We start from the raw sequence: 19,798 nt of genomic DNA on the forward strand, positions 1-19,798 counted from the left end.
CGAGCATCTCGACTCACTTCGACGCCGCGGTAGTTGAGCGTAGTCGAAACTCAGTGCAAGTCGCTCGATGGAACCGGAGCCGAGGTAGCGTAGCCGAACGGGAGTGGGGAATGGGTGTTAAGGATTCTTCAAGCTAACAGCACTTCTGCGTTCGCGCTCAATTTGTTTGACTAAATCGCCTGGGAGTTGAGATTTTTTAGTCAATGCTTTATCAAAATTAGCGATCGCTTCCTGGATTATTTGCGGGTTTTTTTCTTTTTGCCCCAATTGTTTAAGGATTTGGGCTTTGAGATAATAAATTTCTGGATTATCTGATGTGGTTTTAATCGCTCGGTTGACATATTCTAGTGCCTGTGGATACCGTTTTAAATCCCGGTAAGCAAGAGCAATACCCCGATCCACCAGATACCCAGGAGCAGCATTTTTTTCTAAGCGTCCAATTGCCTGATCTGGGCTAGCAAAAGGCAAATTAACCGCCAATAATAAATCCATATAACCCTTGATTAAATTCAGTTCTGGATCGTTGGCGGAAATTGCTTCGGCTTTGTCTAAATATTCATAAACTTGTCGCAGCCGACCTAAGGCTTGGGGTACACCGTTGACTGTACCTTCACGGGTAATAACTACTGCACCTTCTAAAAAATGACCAACAGCAGTGTATAAATTACCACGCAATGGATCGCTAGGAATCAGTTTTTGTCCTGTTTCTAGAGTTTTCTGACTGTATGTGTCAAGTTTAGCCCAATCCTTATTTCCGTATGCCAAAGATGCCTTCATAGCATAAGCTAGAGGTTCATTTGGTTCTTTAGATATTGCTTGTTCCAGATAACGCTGTGCTGCTGGATAGTTGCCCTGTTGAAAAATTGCTTTAAAAGCTGCTTCTGTTTGGTCGCCAATTTGATGAGGTTCGCGATCGCGAAACGGATCGCCAGCCAGGGAGGGATTTACCCAGATACTAAGTGCGAACACAGCTGCAAAAGCAGTCTGAGCAAAGGTAGTGAGTTGAGCAGACACTACTAATTGAGGCAAAGAAAACCTTTTAGTCATTTTAACCCTCAGAATAATTGCGGTTGAAATAGTTGTATGTGTTACTTAGAATGCAAAAATGGTTAATTTCAACTTGCCTTTGCTTCAACCAAAATTTTTTATATATTGGTAATCTTTCCATGTTTCCAGGCTTGCTCTAGCCATTATTTCAGGCTAGTCTGCCACAATGGAGAAAAAGTGGATAATTCTTGCTGCTAAATTAAGGTGTTAATCCAGGTAATGCGCTGTAAATTTTTTCTAGAATTTTGCAGACACTCTCAGTGTAACTAATTACTAATTTGCTGACTTTTTGGTAATCTTAACAAATGCTTTATCTCCGAAACGTAAATTATCATCCCACAGCGTGCCCAACAGCAATTCTCAAATCGATCAATTTAGAATTAGCACCTCAGCAGCTAGGTCTGATTATTGGTCCGAGTGGTTCCGGTAAAAGTACCTTACTAGAAATTTTGTCGGGACTAGCCGAACCCACTACTGGCGCTCTCTTCTGGCGGGAACAAGAACTGATAGCCGAACAGCTACAACAATTAGCTGGGTTAGTATTTCAGTTTCCAGAGCGGCACTTTTGCGGTGGTTCAATTTTAGAAGAATTACGTTTAGGACATCCTGAGTTAGGGTCAGAACGAGTTAGACAGGCCCTAAGTGAGGTGGGATTAGAGCATTTATCGCTTTCCGCTGCGCCTCATGCTTTGAGTGGTGGTCAGCAACGACGTTTAGCTTTGGCAGTCCAATTAATTCGCCAACCAAATTTACTGTTATTGGATGAACCCACAGCTGGTTTAGATTGGTCAATGCGTCGGCAACTTGTAAATTTATTAGCGAAACTCAAACAAGACTGGACATTGTTAATTGTGACACATGATGCTGGGGATCTGTTAGCGATCGCAGACCGTTGCTGGACACTCAACCACGGTGAACTAGAATCAGTAGACCCAAAGTCACTAGAATCCAAAGTTAAAGAACCTCTACCAACGGTGTGAGAGCAGGGGAGCATGGGGAGAAGGGAGAGAAGGAGAATAACTATGCTCAATGCCCCATGACAAATGACAAATGACAAATGACAAATGACAAATGACAAATGACAAACCTATTGCCTGAAATGGCAGAAATCTGGCAGAAAACTCTCAATTGGCAACCAACTCTTCAACAGCAGGCGCAATTTCAAAAGCTTTATGAGTTAATCCTAGAAGGTAATCGCCAACTAAATTTAACTCGAATTGTTGATCCCCAAGAGTTTTGGGAAAAACATCTCTGGGATTCTCTGCGAGGAATTGCACCTCTGTTATCAGCAAATTTCTCGCCTGCTTCCCCTGCTCTCATCGATATTGGTACAGGTGCGGGTTTTCCGGGTGTTCCCGTAGCAATTACTGTAACTAATTGCCCAATTACTCTTCTCGATTCCACTCGGAAAAAAATTACTTTTCTCGACAATATATTAACTGAACTTGCCCTTAGCAATGCCAAAACTCTTGTTGGTAGGGCTGAAGAAATCGGTCAGCACCCCCAGCATCGACTAGCTTATGATATTGCATTGATCCGTGCTGTAGGGGCAGTTTCTGTCTGTGCAGAATATACTCTACCACTGCTCAAACAGGGAGGTTTAGCTATAATTTATCGTGGTAATTGGACAGAGGAAGAAACCACAGCTTTGCAAAATGCTGTTAACCAGCTAGGTGGTGTGATTGAATTAATTGAAGAATTTACTACTCCTCTAAGTAATAGCATCCGTCATTGCCTTTATGTACGTAAGGTAACAAACACACCAGCTAATTTTCCCCGTCCTATAGGTGTACCTTCTCAAAAACCTTTGTAAGGAGGAGTGCGAAAATATGTGTAGACTGTTTACCAATTTTCACTAATAGGCGACATCGACAATGCCGCCTTTATCCTTATCTTTATTGAGTTAATGATCTCATCCTATCTAGCAGTGACAAGCTGACCTGTAAAGAAGAATGAACCTCCATTTTGTCCATTACCTTGTAGTGGATTTCCTTGTAGAGCAAACAAACGAAGCTCAATTGTCCCTTCTACCGTTTGAGTTCTTGGATTAAAAGTCGCTCTATAATCATTTCTTGCAATACCGCTACCGCCCTTGTTTGAAAGACTAAAGTTGAGTGCCCGACCTGTAATCGCCTTCTTTCCATTACACGCCCAAGTACCCTGAGAAGTGGTAAAAGGATCAAACTGACCCGTAACACCACCTTGGTTTGAGTCACTAGTAATCAAGTTGCCTTCTTCAGTAAGAGTGATCAGCGCACGTGAAGCAAACTTTCCACTAGCATCTTTAATTGTCGTAAGGTATGTACCAGCGACAAATTTTCTACAAACTGACAGTTCAGAATTGGTATCAATTACAGAGTCAGCCTTTACTTTTTGAATGTTCCAGATATCCAAAATGCTGACTGTAGAAAGTACACCAATTGTCAATCCAAGCAAAATTTTACGAATTTTCATGAGAAACAGTAGTAAAGAATTTATCGAACTCTACCTAAAACATATACATAAACAAGAAATATTTTTGGTAAATTTTAGTTAATTTTTAATTAAAAATATGCAATGCAGTGGCTTTGCTTACTATAGGAATCAATATTTTATTTTTGAAATTATCTACTTGCTGCGCGAAGTGTAATAGGTAGGGAGTAGGAAATATGGAATCAGTCTTTTGAGTTTAGGGTGAGTTTTGTCAGAAATCAAATCATAGTCCTATACAAGCGAATCATTCTGAAAAAATGAATGGCGATTACCTTATCACATCTAAAAAAATGGCAGCAGAATATTGTTTCTGTTGCCAGTTTTTAAGCGCCCATAACTCTAAATTATTGTCTGGTTTCAGGCAAGTTTACTTGCTGCTGCAAACCGCTTGTTAATCTCATCCCAATTAACCACGTTCCACCAAGCATCTAAATAATCGGCGCGGCGATTCTGGTAATTGAGATAATATGCATGTTCCCATACGTCATTACCCAGGATGGGATATTTACCTGCACTTAAGGGAGTATCTTGGTTAGCTGTAGTTGTCACTTCCAACTTGCCACCTTTGTTACGCACTAGCCAAACCCAACCACTACCAAAACGGCCAGCACCAGCTTCGTTAAACTGTTTTTTAAAAGCTGCAAAAGAGCCAAAATTTTGATTAATTGCAGAGGCGATATTTCCTGTGGGTTCTCCCCCACCTTTCGGCTTCATAATTTGCCAGAACATTGAGTGGTTTACATGACCACCGCCATTATTGCGTACTGTTCTGCGAATATCTTGTGGCACATTGTCAAGTTTTTGCAACAGTTCTTCAACAGTTTTACCTTTGAGTTCTGGATGTTTTTCTAAGGCTGCATTCAGGTTTTTCACATAAGTTGCGTGGTGTTTATCGTGGTGAAATTGCATCGTTTTGGCATCGATATGTGGTTCCAGTGCTTCGTAGGCATAAGGCAAAGGCGGTAGTTGGATAGCTCCTGTTGTATTTGCTGTTATATTAGGTGTTGTATTTGCTGCTGTGTTGGGAGTTGCAGTGTTTCCAGTAGGAGATTTCTCTGCCAATGCACAAGCGTCTAATGCAAAAGCACCAGCACCTGATGTAAGTAAAAACAAGAAATGGCGTCGATTAATAGTCATATAAGTTTTTGCAGCTAATCCATGAAGTCTCTATTGCAGTTTTTATTTTCTTAGATTCTGGCTACAAAAAATTATAAATTGGCGATTATTTATGGCAGTTTAAGAAACTCTTTATAAGATTCTGTCCCCAGTTTTAGGATCAAATACAAACAACTGATTTAAATTGAGATGTAGAGAAAGGCGATCGCCTGGACGAAGACGCACATCACCGCCTACCTGAATATTCAGCATTACCGCCGAACCGGGTAAACCAGCACGAATCAAAGTTTCTCTTCCCAAAGGTTCTACAACTTTAACTTCGACTGATAATAATCCTGAGTTTTGAGTACTGTTAGCGGTAGCGGAACGTTCAGCCCTTTCTGAATCAGTGTTTATTTTTATATGCTCTGGACGAATCCCCAAATCATAACTATGTCCCTGACGCAACTGCAATTTTTCTTTCACAACTGCTGGAATTGCTAATAACTGTCCACTCACATCAAAACCGTTATTTTGATAGATTGCAGGCAAAATATTCATTGGTGGACTGCCTAAAAAACTTGCCACCATTTGATTAGCAGGACTTGCATAAATAGTTTGGGGATCGCCAATTTGTTGAATCCGTCCGCGATTTAGCACGACAATTTTATCAGCCAAAGTCATGGCTTCAACTTGATCGTGGGTGACGTAAATTGTTGTAATGCCTAATTCTTGATGTAACTGTTTCAATTCTGCCCTGGTATCATCGCGCAGTTGGGCATCTAAATTGGATAAAGGTTCATCAAGTAAAAACACTTGGGGTTCACGAGCGATCGCTCTTCCTAATGCTACCCGTTGTTGCTGTCCCCCAGAAAGTTGTTTGGGCTTACGATCTAACAAGTGATCTAGAGAAAGCGATCGCGCCACATTCATCACCCGTTCTTGAATGATTTTTCGGTCAACCTTCCGCATTTCCAAGCCGAAGCCGATGTTTTGCGCCACACTCATGTGAGGATAGAGAGCGTAGTTTTGGAACACCATCGCCACATCTCGTTGTCTGGCTGGGATATTATTCACCAAGCGATCGCCAATAAAAAGTTTGCCAGATGTAGCGGTTTCTAAACCAGCGATCGTTCGCAAAATTGTAGACTTTCCACAACCCGATGGCCCGACTAAAACCCAAAACTCGCCATCAGGAATTTCAAAGGTAATGTCCTCGATCGCGGTGACATTATTAAATCTACGCTTAATATCTTCTAGACGAACGTTTGCCATTATCTGATTAAAGTTAATAGTTAGAAGTTAGGAGTTAGGAATTTTAAGTTTTGAGTTTTGAGTTTTAAATTAAAAACCTCTTCAACTCATAACTAATAACTTCTAACTCATAACTTTGTCCAAGCTGGGTGAGAAAGTAAAGAAGCAAAAACTCGTACTCCCCGAAGTTGATTAGAAAGGGGTAAGTGACCTTTAGGCGCACTCAAATCCCAGGTAAACTCGTTAGGGTATCGCGTCCAGGTATTACCTGCTTTCCAGCCAATTTTTGGCCAGAAATTCTCCCAATTTTTACCCAAACTTAACCAGATTTCTCGCTGCACTGAAAAACCAAATTTACCTTCGGAGTGGACTAACCAGAGGTTGTTAATGGTTTGCAAGTCAACAGCCGAGGTATTTTCTACCTCAGTAAAGTACAACCATTTTCGTTGTACAGCCGTTGGCCCTGATAGTTCGCACATTTTTTCGATGGTGACGCGATCGGCTGCTTGGAAGTCTTGAACAGCCAATAACTGTTGCAAAGAATTATAGTTAATCCCGCACTCTGATTTTAGAGGTACAATTCCTTCAGGAAAACAGGAGCGCAAAAATTCTTTGGCTTGAGGTGCATCAGAACTGTAAAGGACTTGGTAAGCTTTGCCATCAATCCAAGTCGCTGGGTTCTCACGCCGTTTCAGTAAAAATTCCATCAACACGTCTAATCCCTCATTACCCAACTCAGCTAATTGTGGGATTATCTGCTGTTGGACTTTTTCAGACCCAGCGATTAACGGTTGTCGGAGGGAGTCGATGTCATTTGCAGGGCCTGATAAAATCATTGGGTCTGTCATGCCATTCTTGTGTTAACGGTCAGTGAAAGAGCGGTAAGCTATCGGGCATTCCCTAAAGTGAAGCACTGATAGCGAAAAGTAGTTTACTATTTTTGATCGTACAAAATTGCGATCGCTTCACTGAAATCTCACACTTAATCCCCAAATAATGTACAAGGGGAATAGGGGGAAAATCTGTGCCTTATGGCTTGGCGAACAAAAGACATAGCAAAATATACAAGCCTGCCACATAAAGATTTTTTGAATAGCAGCGTATCGATTAGGAGTGTGTGAACGATGTACGAAAAGATTACCCCCCCCGCAGCCGGAGCAAAAATCACCTTCAAAAATGGTGAACCAATCGTACCGGACAATCCAATTATCCCCTTTATTCGTGGCGACGGCACAGGTATAGACATCTGGCCTGCTACCCAAAAAGTCCTCGATGCTGCGGTAGCCAAAGCATATAAGGGTCAGCGTCAAATTAGCTGGTTCAAGGTTTACGCTGGAGACGAAGCCTGTGATTTATACGGTACTTATCAGTATTTACCTCAAGATACTCTAACAGCAATTGAAGAATATGGTGTAGCTATCAAAGGACCTTTGACTACTCCCATTGGGGGAGGAATTCGTTCTTTAAATGTGGCATTACGGCAAATTTTTGACTTATATGCTTGCGTGCGTCCTTGCCGTTACTATGCAGGTACGCCCTCACCCCACAAAAATCCCGAAAAGCTTGATGTAATTGTTTATCGGGAAAATACAGAAGATATTTATTTAGGCATTGAGTGGCGACAAGGTAGCGAAATCGGCGATCGCTTAATAAAAATTCTCAACGAAGAACTAATCCCCGCTACCCCAGAACACGGGAAAAAACGTATTCCTCTTGATTCTGGTATTGGCATTAAACCTATCAGCAAAACTGGTTCTCAACGCCTAGTCAGACGTGCCATCAAACACGCCTTGCTATTGCCCAAAAACAAGCAACAGGTGACTTTGGTGCATAAGGGCAACATCATGAAGTACACCGAAGGCGCTTTTCGCGACTGGGGTTATGAACTAGCAACCAGCGAATTCCGCCAAGAAACTGTCACTGAACAAGAATCTTGGATTTTGAGTAACAAGGAAAAAAATCCCAATATTTCTTTAGAAGAAAACGCCCGCCAGATTGAGCCTGGGTTTGATAATCTTACCCCAGACAAGAAAGCGCAAGTTGTCAAGGAAGTTGAAACTGTTCTTAACACAATTTGGGCAACCCACGGTGATGGCAAATGGAAAGAGAAAGTTTTGGTGAATGACCGGATTGCTGACAGTATTTTTCAACAAATCCAAACCAGACCGGATGAGTATTCGATTTTGGCGACGATGAACTTGAACGGCGATTACTTGTCTGATGCCGCCGCCGCCATTGTTGGGGGATTGGGAATGGGGCCAGGGGCAAATATTGGTGATTCTAGTGCCATATTTGAAGCTACCCACGGCACTGCACCCAAACACGCCGGATTGGATCGGATTAATCCTGGTTCAGTGATTTTGTCTGGCGTGATGATGCTGGAATTTATGGGTTGGCAAGAAGCCGCAGACCTAATTAAGAAAGGTTTAAGCGATGCGATCGCCAATAGTCAAGTCACCTACGATTTAGCCAGGTTGCTAGAACCGCCAGTTGAACCCTTAAAATGTTCTGAATTTGCCGACGCAATTATTCAACATTTTGGATAAGTATACTAGGGTTAATTAGTCGAATAAAAAGACCTCTCCCTGGTTTTACTACGCAAAACCTGTCCCTCTCCGAGTCGGCGAGGGACAGAGTTAAACTTTAATTTTTGTAACTAATTTAGTATTAGAACCGCAGGTTGTAACATCATTTTTATTACTAATCAGAATAATCCTTGGGGTCAGTTATATTATTTTTTATCCCCAAGTCTTTAATGAAATCTAGATTATTGAGATTAATATTTAAGTACGAAACGCTATCTCCTAGTATTGATAGAGTTTCTGGTTTAGCTAATAAAACTTCAGAAGGATTAGCTAACTTGCCTTTCGTAGTAGGGAGCCAAGCTGCTGTTTTAATATAGGTAAACCAGTCAGCCTCTACAGCCCAAGAAGCACGCCGCCAATCAACACACCAACTAACATCAGTGCCTCGAAAAATGTAATGATACCATTGTTTATACTCCTTGTAATAATTCCAATTGGAGTCTAAAATCTTAGCTAGTTTTTTATTTTTATCTATATCATTGATTTCAAAAATTTTCAAAATATGAGATGAGCTATAAATAGGATATTGATGAGTATATACATACTTTTTATTAGACTTATGAGAAGTAGTTCTGACTTCTACATCAACTTTCGGTACAGTATGAACTCCGAGTTTAATAAAAAAGTCTCTCCACTCTCTAATTTTTTCTGCTTTTTCAATAGGATCTTTAATTTGCATTAAATCTTGAATATACTCTGATGATACAAACCAGACATCCTGTATTCCTGATAATAATGTTTCCAAGTCATTGGGATTCCCATAAATGGCAGGAATATAAACATCTGTTGGTCGTAAATATATATTGTCATCTGTTTTTATCAATAAGGACAATTTTAGAGAAGACAAAGAATCAGGATTATTCCTTTTATTAGACTCTTTCTCGTATTCTGATAAATTATCTTTAATGTAGCAAATATATCCTAAAAGTTGATTAACTTTGCTTTTCCAAGCACCTTCTTGATAAATGGGTAGGATATGATTCTCGATAATTTCATAACACGAAGTAGTCTCTAAGTTACTTCCATAAGTGTTTTTACAGATATCTTCAATAATCTCTTTGGGTACAACCATTGTCTAATTTTTGATATGAAGAACATCGAGCATTAGCATTTTATGGACTACGAGCATTGGCGCTAGACCAGTTCCACTAAATCTCTGAAGTATCCTCTACCATACAAACAAAATCCAGACGTGTACTGTGGAGGATTACTGAAGATATCAAATCAAAAAAACTAGAACAAATGCTCAAGAGCGAACTGTATATAAATGGCATTTTACTTGCAAAAAACACTAAAATCAGAAAGCAAACTGGGGTTTGAGTAAGTCAAATGGCATTTTGAGAAAGCAAAAGCTTATTTTACTTGCGGAAAACACCAAAATGAGTAAGTCAAATGGCATTTTGAGAAAGTCAAAGCTTATTTTACTTGCGGAAAACACCAAAATGAGTAAGTCAAATGGCATTTTGAGAAAGCAAAAGCTTCTTTTACTTGCGGAAAACACCAAAATGAGAAAGCAAACTGGGGTTTGAGAAAGTCAAAGCTTATTTTGAGAAAGTAATTGCGGATTTTGCTTATTGAATTTAGTCCAAATATGAAGTTTAGATAAAATTATTGAAAAATTACTGATAAATTTTGATCCGTCAGATTTCAATACGGTTCGGTTAAGGTTTTTTGATGACACACCCTAGATCGCAAAGACGCGATAAATCGCCGTCTCTACAAAGGACTGATTCTTGTAAAGACGGCGATTTATCGCGTCTCTTGCCTTAACCGAACCGTATTGCGTGAGATTTAAAACTAGTCAAAAAACAAAGTCCCCGGCTTTTCTAAAAAGCCGGAGATTTTTTTGGGGCAATCCTTATAAAGTTTCCGTTATTCGGATTTAGAGTTATTGAGAACTCGGCGCAAGTTCTCCATTAATTCGGATTTAAGCCAATCGGTAATTGCTTTAACTGTGATTTCGCTAATTTATTAGGTGCGATCGCTCCATTCTCTGTAATGATGGCTGTAATTAACTCGGCTGGGGTGACATCAAAAGCTGGGTTGTAAAAATCTACACCCGCAGGTGTGAGAATAGTATCGCCAACTTGATATATTTCTGTTGGTTCGCGTTCTTCAATGGGAATTTGGCTGCCATCAGCTAATTCAAAATCAACGGTGGAAAGGGGTGCAGCGACAAAGAAGGGGATATTATGTGCTTTAGCTGCGATCGCCACACTATATGTACCAATTTTATTAGCAGTGTCACCATTAGCAGCAATGCGGTCAGCACCCACAACTACAGCATGAATCAAACCCTGTTTCATACAATGGGCTGCCATATTATCAGTAATTAATGTAACTGGAATACCTTCTTGCACACATTCCCAAGTGGTGAGTTTTGCACCTTGCAAGCGGGGACGGGTTTCGTCGGCAAATAAACGTTCTAAACGTCCTTCCCTCCAAGCAGAACGCACCACACCTAAAGCAGTGCCATATCCAGCAGTAGCTAATGCCCCAGCGTTGCAGTGGGTAAGCAACCTTAGCTTTCCTGGGGTAGTGGGCAACACTGCTAAACCATTGTCGCCGATTGCTTGACAGGTTTGTAAATCTTCAGCGTTGATTGTTTGGGCTGTTTGGAAAAGGGTTTGCTTAATCTCTTCTACCGTTCCCAGCGTTTCGTAGGCGGCTTTCAGCATCCGGCTAATTGCCCAAAATAAATTTACCGCCGTCGGACGAGTAGAACGCAACAACTGGGCTACTTTATCTAAGTGTTGCAAAAATTCGGTGCGATCGCTTGTTTCAGTTTCCCTTGCGCCAAGATACATTCCATAAGCCGCAGCCACACCAATTGCAGGCGCACCTCGCACAATCATAGTTTTAATCGCCCGTGCCATATCTTCACTGCGGTGAATTTCCACAAATGTATATTCGTTGGGTAAGCGAGTTTGATCGATTAGTGACACTGAGTCATTGTGCCAAATAACGGGATAAACCTGGTTTGTGGAAGGTGTCATAGAAAAAGGTCGTTAGTAAAGGATCAATATTTTTTACTTTAATGCACTTAGATGATTTCATTTTAAAAAACAAAATTCAATTAATTATTTTTAGCTATTGATAATTTTGCTGCGCGAATGATTACTTAATATTTATTTATTTAATTTACTGCTTAACTGTCTTAATTGTCCTTGCATTCTCATTATAAAAGTGGGAGGATATTTCGCTAAAGGATTTATAAAACATGAGCATTTCTGAGTTAATATATAAAACGCTTTTTGTCCTAACTAAATAGCGAATTCACACCTTGATAAAAGTTTAAGTAATTATTCAAAGCCTTTGAAATAAAACGATGAAACGTCTTGTGATTTGCTGTGATGGAACTTGGCAACAGTTAACTAGTCGTTATCCAAGCAATGTGGTAAAGCTAGCTCAGTCTGTGAAATCGATTGCCAGTGACGGGGTTACACAAATCGTCTTTTATGACGAGGGCATTGGAACCGAGGGTCAAAAGGTTTTAGGCGGAGCTACCGGACTAGGAATCGATAGAAATATAGAAGATTGCTATCGATTTCTTAGTCTCAATTATGTTTCTGGTGACGAAATCTATTTGTTCGGCTTCAGTCGCGGTGCTTACACAGTTAGAAGTTTAGCGGGCATGATCTATTGCTCCGGTCTTCTAGACCGCCCCCATGTTACTAAAGCACATGAAGCCTACGAGCTTTACCGTAACCGAAATATTAAACCCAAGGATAAGACAGCAGTAGAATATCGTCAAACTTATGGCGATCGCGTCCCTATAACCTTACTCGGTTGTTTTGACACCGTTGGTGCCCTTGGTATTCCTGGGATACCAGCCTTTAGTAGGTTACGCAACCAGCTTAATACGCGCTACAGATTCCATGACACTACTTTAAATAAATGTGTTCAAAATGCATTGCACGCGATAGCGATTGACGAAATCCGTGAAATCTTTGATGTCACTCCCATGAAAAAGCATCCTGAGGCTGAAAACCAGCGGGTAATTCAAAAGTGGTTTCCAGGCGTACACGGTTGCGTTGGCGGTGGAACCGAAGAACATAGTGGGCTATCAGATGCTGCCTTACAGTGGATGATTGATTCCATCGGTGAACTAGGATTAGGGCTTGACTTAGATCCAAATGTGATTCCGACAGGCATCAACCCTAATTATGAATGTGACTTTAAGAACGATGCTGGATTCTTTAAATTAGCAGGAATTAAGTTTCGTGAGGTCAGCGATGTCATTGAAGACCTTCATGAAAGTGCGATCTACCGTTTGAAAAGTCGCAAGGACTATCGACCAAAAAATCTAGAAAAGATTATTTCCAAACTGAAATAAGTTGAATTAATTTGGGTAATCGCAGCAGATAAATTCCGGGTGCATTGAATACAGAATTGCCAAAAATAAGGTAAAAAATTATGACTGGAAAAAGAGATACATCTAAAGATGGCTTAGGTAACAAAATTCAAACATTAGTTTTAACAAACTTTAAACCGATTTGGAAACTTCTACAAAGTAACGAATCTCTAAAGCGTAAAGTTAACAAAACTCTACTCAATAGTCTCATCTACAAAATTCCGACTCGTCCTAATGCCTACAGTATGATGACTCTAGATGAGTATATTCCTGATACTAAAATTCCTAAGAAAACTGATGCTTATACTTCCTGGGAATCACTCAACGATCGCACTTATACCGGACGACATCTACCACCCGATCCCAAGTTAAACGCTGAGGGTAACTTACCAAAAGTTGAAGACCTAGCTATCTTATTTCGTAAAAGAGATGGTAAAACCATTTATTCTACCAAATCAACTATGCTGTTTCCCTATTGGGTGCAGTGGTTTACTGATAGTTTTCTCCGCCTCGATCGCTATAATAAATTAAAAAATACTTCCAACCATGAAATTGATTTATGTAATGTTTATGGTTTAACCAGAAAACAAACACACCTTTTAAGAAGCTTTAAAGGAGGTAAACTAAAATCTCAAAAACTCAAGCGCCAAGATGGTGTAGAAGAAGAATATCCCTTGTTTTATTATGCCGATCCAGCGCAGGGTAAAGTTGACGCTCAATTTGAGGGTCTTTATGAACCTGTCAATGATGAAAAAAGGCAGCCCGTAGAAAAAAAACAATATTTGTTTGCGATGGGAGTAGAACGAGCAAATGTGCAAATCGGCTATGTCATGCTCAATACTCTATGTTTTCGGGAGCATAATCGTCTTTGCGATCAATTAGCAAACAATTATCCAGATTGGGATGATGAGCGCCTCTTCCAAACCGCGAGAAATATTCTCATGGCGATTATTCTCAAAATCATTATGGAGGAGTACATTAACCACATAACTCCTTATCACTTTAAATTGTTTGCCGATCCTGAAGCTTTTACTAAGGAAAGTTGGCATCGTCCTAATTACATGGCAATTGAGTTTGACTTTGTTTATCGCTGGCATAGTGCGATTCCAGAGACTTTTAAATATAACGGAAAACCAACCCATATTGTTGCATCTCTCTGGAACAACAAGATGTTCATCGATCGAGGTTTGGGAGCATTGATGGAGGAAACTTGTTCCCAAGCTGGTACAAAAATCGGTTTATTCAACACCCCTGATATATTGGTTGAGTTAACTGAATTACCCTCAATCCGACTGGGGCGACAGTTGCAATTAGCAAGCTACAACGATTATCGCCAATTGTGTGGTTTCCCCAGAGTGACGAGATTTGAGCAAATTAGCGGTAATGAATTTGTTCAAGAGAAACTCAAAGAATTATATGGTCATGTTGATAATATTGAATTCTTTGTGGGACTTTACGCCGAGGATGGGCGGAAAAATTCAACTATTCCTTCTTTAGTAGCACGCTTAATTGGGATTGATGCCTTTTCTCAAGCGCTAACTAATCCTTTACTATCACCCAATATCTTCAATAAACAGACTTTTTCTCCTGTGGGTTGGGAAATAATTCAAAATACCAACACAGTCTCAGATTTAGTTAATCGCAACGTTCCTCCATCAGGCAGAAAGTACAAAGTTACTTTTGACCTTCAATAAACATCGGTTTTTAATGCGATCGCTTTACCCCTACTATTAAGCAAGCTATGCGTAGCGTCTTGTATGGCAATACGCTTGGGTTAGCGCCAAAAACCTTAAGTTTTGTAGTTTTGTAGGTTGGGTTGAGGAACGAAACCCAACATTTTCATAGCTTTGTTGGGTTGCGCTTTGCTTCACCCAACCTACAATTTTTCACAAAGCCAATATGGTGGAGCGATCGCTCTTAATAATACTCTTCTTACTCTGTCACTCGAAGCTGACTAGACAATAACTGCAAGCGAGCGATCGCAGCTTGGAACAAACTCAATTGATTAATTAATCCTCCTTTCAAAAAAATGAAACTATTTACCGAATACCCAGAAAAAGACGAAGCCAAATATTGCGCTCTCATGAGTGAGCTAGTCAAAAAGAACATGGAAAATCTTTACGGAGGTGAGAAGAAAAAAACTGCAAAGAGAGATACTCACTCCAAAACTAACGCTGCTGTACAAGGAACTCTAGAAATCTTTGACTTTGATGAAGCAGCAATTAAGCAGGAATTGAGCAAACGCACTTCATTAACTGAAGCTCAACTTCAAGCCATTTCCCTAAAACAAGGTTTATTTGCCAAACCCAAACAATATCCGGTTTGGCTACGATTTGCAAATGGTGCGTTTTCAGTAAAGAATGATTATGAAGGGGATACGCGCTCCATGTCCGTAAAGGCGATCGGGGTAGAAGGAGAACGACTACCGCAAAGTCACGAGTTACAAACCCAAGATATTATTGTCCACAATACTGAATTCTTTTTTGTTAGAACCATCAAAGACTTCCACAGCTTTTTTATGGCGGTTTATCGAGCAGGACTGTTTCCGCTTTTTAAGCTGTTGGTGCTTTTTTGGCTAAAATTGCATCCCTACGAATTCACTCTTTTGCAAACTAGTTTCAAACGTTTTCCCAAGAGTTTGCTCACAGAACGCTATTGGAGTGCTTCAGCGTATTCTTTGGGACTCAAATCTGATTTTGACCCATCTCAATCAGGTAGAGTTCCTGTGGAATATCCGGTTGTGATTAAATATGCATTTACTCCAGTTTCCAGTCAACCACCTCATCAACAACTTTCTCTCGAATCTAGACCAGAAAGTGAGCTTCAGCGTGCCAAAGCCTCAGGTTCAGAGGACAATTATTACCGAGAGGATATCATTCAAGCTTTAGCAAAGCCTGATGCTGAATATTGTTGGGACTTTCAAATTCAATTTCAAACTAGCCCAGAAATGTCCATTGATGATACCACCATTGTTTGGAGTGAAGAGGAATCACCCTTCATTACAGTTGGTCGCCTAACGGTTAAGCATCAGAAGGTTAATTCTGCTAAAGATAATGACTTTGCAGAAAATCTCAGTTTTTCTCCTGGGAATGGTTTAGCAGTGCATCGTCCGGTCGGTGCAATTAATCGGTTACGCAGCATTGTTTATCCTATCGTTGCTAATGACCGTCATCAAAAACGAGGAGTCAAATACCAGGAACCAACTGTCTGACTTTCAATAGACTAAAACGACAGGTTTGCAAATCTTCAGCAATGTATATTAGACCTCTTGCAAAAGTGCCTTTTGCAAGAGGTCGGGAAAGGGGAATGTTAATTCTATCCCTTTTCCCTTTAACCCTTACCCTTTACCCGACTTATGCAAGAAGTCTATTCGTTTGGTAAGCGCGTTTGATCGATTAGTGATACAGTTAAGTACTCAAAAATCAAAAAAATAGAGCAGTTGCATTGTAATACAACTGCTCTAAAAATTACTGAGATAGATATTTACTCTACCTATCCACAGACCCCATAATTACGTCAACACTGCCGAGAATCACCACAATATCTGCAACCTTCATGCCGCGCAGTAAATGTGGAACGATTTGGAGATTGTTGAAATCTGCGGCGCGAATCTTCCAACGTGCAGGGAAAACATTATCATCGCCAACCAAATAAATTCCCAATTCACCTTTGCCACTTTCTACACGGGCGTAGATTTCACCTTTGGGCATCTTGAAAGTCGGGGAAACTTTTTTGCCGATGAATTGGTAATCAAATGCGTCCCACTCGGATTTTTTACCTGCGGCTAAACGCTTTGCTTCCAGATTTTCGTAAGGGCCGCCAGGAAGTCCTTTAATTGCTTGGCGAATAATCTTCACAGATTCGCGCATTTCCCGCATCCGCACTACGTAACGAGCAAAGCAATCACCGGCGGTTTCCCACTGCACATCCCAGTCGAAATCGTCGTAGCATTCGTAATGGTCAACTTTCCGCAAATCCCATTGCACGCCAGATGCACGTAACATGGGACCAGAAAGTCCCCAGTTAATTGCTTCTTCACGGGTGATAGTACCAAGTCCCTCAACACGTCGCCGGAAGATAGGGTTATCGGTTACTAAGCGTTCGTACTCATCGATTTTGGGTAATAAGTACTCGCAAAATTCTAGACACTTATCTACCCAACCGTAAGGTAAATCGGCTGCTACTCCACCAACACGGAAGTAGTTATTATTCACCATCCGATAACCTGTGGCAGCTTCCCACAAATCATAAATCATCTCCCGTTCCCGGAACTGGTAGAAGAAGGGAGTTTGTGCGCCTACGTCAGCTAGGAAGGGGCCAAACCACAACAAGTGGTTAGCAATGCGGTTCAACTCCAGCATGATGACGCGGATGTAGCTAGCACGTTTGGGAACAGCAACACCTGCAAGCTTTTCTGGGGCGTTGACAGTGACGGCTTCGTTGAACATTCCCGCCGCGTAGTCCCAGCGACTAACGTAAGGGACGTACATTACATTAGTGCGGTTCTCAGCAATTTTTTCCATTCCCCGGTGCAAATAGCCGATAACTGGTTCACAGTCAACGACATCCTCGCCATCCAGAGTCATGATTAGCCGCAGAACCCCGTGCATTGAGGGGTGGTGTGGCCCCATGTTTAGCACCATAGGTTCGGTGCGGGTTTCTAGTCTGGTCATAGATTTCGTGTTCTCCGTTCGTGAAAATATTGAATTCAACCGCGCAGATGCCAACTAGACCCAATTTATCTTGTTTGTCAAGCCAAAGTAAGGGTTGTGGGAAGAGGAATTTGATTTGATGTTTAATTTTGTTGCACTTCTTCAACTATTATATGGAAGCTCGATATGCACTTAATTAAGGCATCGAATTTTTTTATCTCATGGTGCTGGGAGAACGGGGTAAAAGAAGATGCGTTTTTTCAATGATAACTATTGACTTCTGAGTTTCTACGTAAGCTATAGAGATATTGTGTCAGCTATATTACAGTTTTATGAGGCTGATACATATTTATGGCTTTCAATCAAGAGCGTTTTGATCGGCTAATTCAAAAGTTAGAAGTTTTTGCTAAGAAACAACCGCATCTTTATAAATTGCACGTTGCTTTTTTGGCTACTTTGGGCTACGCATATATATTTTTGGTTCTAGCTGTAACGTTGACTCTGCTGGTAGGTATTATCTTTGGGATACTTAATGCTCAGTCAATTTCTAAGTTATCTTTGACAGGTCTTCTGTTTTGCGTGACCTTAGCATTTGTATTAGTGCGATCGCTTTGGGTTTCTTTTCCCCCACCGACAGGTTTACCACTGCAACCCAATGATGTACCCAATCTCTATTCTTTAATTAACGAAATCTCATCGAAGCTAAAAGCTCCACAGTTTCACCACATTCTACTGACCAACGATTTTAATGCAGCAGTTGTCCAAATACCAGGCTTAGGTTTGCTGGGATGGCAGCAAAATTACTTAATTGTAGGTCTACCGCTAATGCTAGCACTGCCGCCCGAGCAATTTCGTGCCGTCTTAGCCCATGAACTGGGACATTTATCAGGAAATCACAGCCGCTTTAGTGGTTGGATTTATCGCCAGCGCGAAACTTGGTATCGCATTCTTAAGGGACTCCAACAAAGTGGACACGATCTATCATTGTTAATTTTTCAACTGTTTTTGATATGGTACATTCCATTTTTTAATGCCTATTCTTTTGTATTAGCACGAATGGATGAATATGAAGCAGATAGATGTGCTGTTGATTTAATGGGAGAACAAAATATTGCTAAAACTTTGATAAGTTTTCAGGTCAAATCTAGATTTTTAGAAAGATATTTTTGGTCTAGTATTTATAAACAAATACAGACAGATATTGAACCACCAAAAATGACTTATATGGATATGAAGCAGGCTTTAAGCCAGAGACTTCATCAGGAAATCATAAGTACTTATTTAAGTGAAGCTTTATCGGCAAAAACCAACAATGCTGATACTCACCCTTGCCTGACAGATAGATTAAAAGCCTTGGGATATATCGCCGATATTCAGCAGGAATTAGCTATCTTTGCACCAATTGAAATTAGTGCTGCCCAAGAATTTTTAGGAGATAAATTAGAAAGCTTTATTGATTCTTTTAGTCAAGATTGACGAGAAAAGATAGCAACACCTTGGCGACAAAAATATGCTGAGTTTCAAAATTCGATAGCTACATTAAAAGATTTAAATCACAAATCGCAAAAACAACAGCTAACTTTAGAAGAAGCTAGTCAGCGAGCATTTTTGACATTGGAACTTGAAGGCGAAGAAGCTGTTATACCTCTATTACAAGAAATTATTCATCGTGATGCTTATCATGCATCAGCTAATTATTTACTAGGTCAAATATTATTAAAAAAACAAGATGCGACTGGAATAGAATACATTGAGAAGGCAATAGAGCAAGACTCAAATATAGTTATAGTAGGTTGTCAGATAATTTGCGATTTTCTTACAAACCAAGGTAAAAACAATGAGGCAAAGTCTTATCAAGAACGTGCAGAAAATTATCATAAATTAATTTTAAAAGCACAGAAAGAGCGCTCTAGTTTGAAAAGAAATGATAAATTTGACCCTCATAATATCTCTGAGATAGAGGTAAATAAGCTTCGTCAGCAGTTATCTCATCACCCGCAGATAATAACTGCTTATTTAGTTAAAAAGAATCTGCAATATTTTCCTGAAAAACCACTTTATGTTCTAGCTGTGAAGCGTGGATTTAGTTTTTGGGAAGGTAGTCGTATTTATGAAACCGATAACTCTAAAATTGTTCAGAGCTTATTAAAGGAAAATGAATTGCCCGATAATGTATTCATTTTTATTTTAAATAGTAATTTAAGTATGGAGAAAAAATTAAAACGGATATCAAATTCGATGATTTACCAAAAAAAAGGTAAAAAATAGCACTACAGATGCTTAAAGCTCAACATTCAAAGTTGACGTTGAGTGTTGAGTTTATGATATTTTCTTTTGTG

16 protein-coding genes are annotated in these 19,798 nt (G+C 40.2%); 8 read left to right on the forward strand and 8 right to left on the reverse strand.

The window, feature by feature from the left end:
* Positions 1-117 precede the first annotated feature (117 nt).
* Positions 118-1,047, reverse strand: a complete 930-nt coding sequence (locus V7K53_RS33670; RefSeq protein ID WP_335201772.1) for a Sll0314/Alr1548 family TPR repeat-containing protein — start codon at positions 1,045-1,047, stop codon at positions 118-120.
* Positions 1,048-1,352: 305 nt separating this feature from the next.
* Between V7K53_RS33670 and V7K53_RS33675 the strand changes: the two genes are divergently transcribed.
* A complete protein-coding gene (locus V7K53_RS33675; protein WP_094353410.1) occupies positions 1,353-2,027 on the forward strand; it encodes an ABC transporter ATP-binding protein in 675 nt (224 codons plus the stop codon).
* Between the two features lie 98 nt (positions 2,028-2,125).
* Entirely contained in the window at positions 2,126-2,860 is a 735-nt protein-coding gene (rsmG, locus tag V7K53_RS33680) for a 16S rRNA (guanine(527)-N(7))-methyltransferase RsmG (protein ID WP_335201773.1), read from the forward strand.
* Between the two features lie 104 nt (positions 2,861-2,964).
* Here the strand turns inward: rsmG and V7K53_RS33685 are convergent, their stop codons facing one another.
* The 4 genes from V7K53_RS33685 to V7K53_RS33700 form a co-directional block, all read right to left on the reverse strand.
* Positions 2,965-3,501, reverse strand: coding sequence for a hypothetical protein (locus V7K53_RS33685; RefSeq protein ID WP_335189112.1), 537 nt, complete (start codon positions 3,499-3,501; stop codon positions 2,965-2,967).
* A gap of 375 nt (positions 3,502-3,876) precedes the next feature.
* A complete protein-coding gene (locus V7K53_RS33690) occupies positions 3,877-4,656 on the reverse strand; it encodes a superoxide dismutase (protein ID WP_335201774.1) in 780 nt (259 codons plus the stop codon).
* Between the two features lie 111 nt (positions 4,657-4,767).
* On the reverse strand, positions 4,768-5,889 hold the full coding sequence (locus tag V7K53_RS33695; protein ID WP_335201775.1) for an ABC transporter ATP-binding protein: 1,122 nt from the start codon (positions 5,887-5,889) through the stop codon (positions 4,768-4,770).
* 107 nt (positions 5,890-5,996) lie between these two features.
* On the reverse strand, positions 5,997-6,716 hold the full coding sequence (locus V7K53_RS33700; protein WP_335201776.1) for a GUN4 domain-containing protein: 720 nt from the start codon (positions 6,714-6,716) through the stop codon (positions 5,997-5,999).
* Positions 6,717-6,992: 276 nt separating this feature from the next.
* Here V7K53_RS33700 and V7K53_RS33705 point away from each other — a divergent pair, with 276 nt between their 5' ends.
* Complete coding sequence (locus tag V7K53_RS33705; protein WP_163939025.1) at positions 6,993-8,414, forward strand: NADP-dependent isocitrate dehydrogenase; 1,422 nt, start codon at positions 6,993-6,995, stop codon at positions 8,412-8,414.
* A gap of 154 nt (positions 8,415-8,568) precedes the next feature.
* Here the strand turns inward: V7K53_RS33705 and V7K53_RS33710 are convergent, their stop codons facing one another.
* A complete protein-coding gene (locus V7K53_RS33710; RefSeq protein ID WP_335201777.1) occupies positions 8,569-9,525 on the reverse strand; it encodes a hypothetical protein in 957 nt (318 codons plus the stop codon).
* A gap of 844 nt (positions 9,526-10,369) precedes the next feature.
* Positions 10,370-11,449: an S-methyl-5-thioribose-1-phosphate isomerase gene (gene mtnA / locus V7K53_RS33715; RefSeq protein WP_335201778.1), complete on the reverse strand. Its 1,080-nt coding sequence runs from the start codon at positions 11,447-11,449 to the stop codon at positions 10,370-10,372.
* Positions 11,450-11,781: 332 nt separating this feature from the next.
* On the opposite strand from mtnA, the gene V7K53_RS33720 reads away from it, so the two are divergent.
* The 3 genes from V7K53_RS33720 (at position 11,782) to V7K53_RS33730 (ending at position 16,018) form a co-directional block, all read left to right on the forward strand.
* Entirely contained in the window at positions 11,782-12,789 is a 1,008-nt protein-coding gene (locus V7K53_RS33720) for a DUF2235 domain-containing protein (RefSeq protein ID WP_335201779.1), read from the forward strand.
* An 80-nt stretch (positions 12,790-12,869) separates the two neighbouring features.
* On the forward strand, positions 12,870-14,501 hold the full coding sequence (locus V7K53_RS33725; RefSeq protein ID WP_335201780.1) for a peroxidase family protein: 1,632 nt from the start codon (positions 12,870-12,872) through the stop codon (positions 14,499-14,501).
* A 335-nt stretch (positions 14,502-14,836) separates the two neighbouring features.
* The gene (locus V7K53_RS33730; RefSeq protein ID WP_335201781.1) at positions 14,837-16,018 is read left to right on the forward strand and encodes a catalase; all 1,182 of its coding nucleotides are present in this window, start codon (positions 14,837-14,839) and stop codon (positions 16,016-16,018) included.
* A gap of 277 nt (positions 16,019-16,295) precedes the next feature.
* On the opposite strand, the gene V7K53_RS33735 is transcribed toward V7K53_RS33730, so the two are convergent.
* Positions 16,296-17,480, reverse strand: coding sequence for an NAD(P)H-quinone oxidoreductase subunit H (locus tag V7K53_RS33735; RefSeq protein WP_229562223.1), 1,185 nt, complete (start codon positions 17,478-17,480; stop codon positions 16,296-16,298).
* Between the two features lie 330 nt (positions 17,481-17,810).
* Between V7K53_RS33735 and V7K53_RS33740 the strand changes: the two genes are divergently transcribed.
* Complete coding sequence (locus V7K53_RS33740) at positions 17,811-18,935, forward strand: M48 family metallopeptidase (RefSeq protein WP_335201782.1); 1,125 nt, start codon at positions 17,811-17,813, stop codon at positions 18,933-18,935.
* Between the two features lie 132 nt (positions 18,936-19,067).
* Complete coding sequence (locus tag V7K53_RS33745) at positions 19,068-19,727, forward strand: hypothetical protein (protein WP_335201783.1); 660 nt, start codon at positions 19,068-19,070, stop codon at positions 19,725-19,727.
* Positions 19,728-19,798: the final 71 nt, after the last annotated feature.

The sequence above is a fragment of the Nostoc sp. genome (assembly GCF_036917355.1).
In the GTDB taxonomy this organism is placed as follows: domain Bacteria; phylum Cyanobacteriota; class Cyanobacteriia; order Cyanobacteriales; family Nostocaceae; genus Nostoc.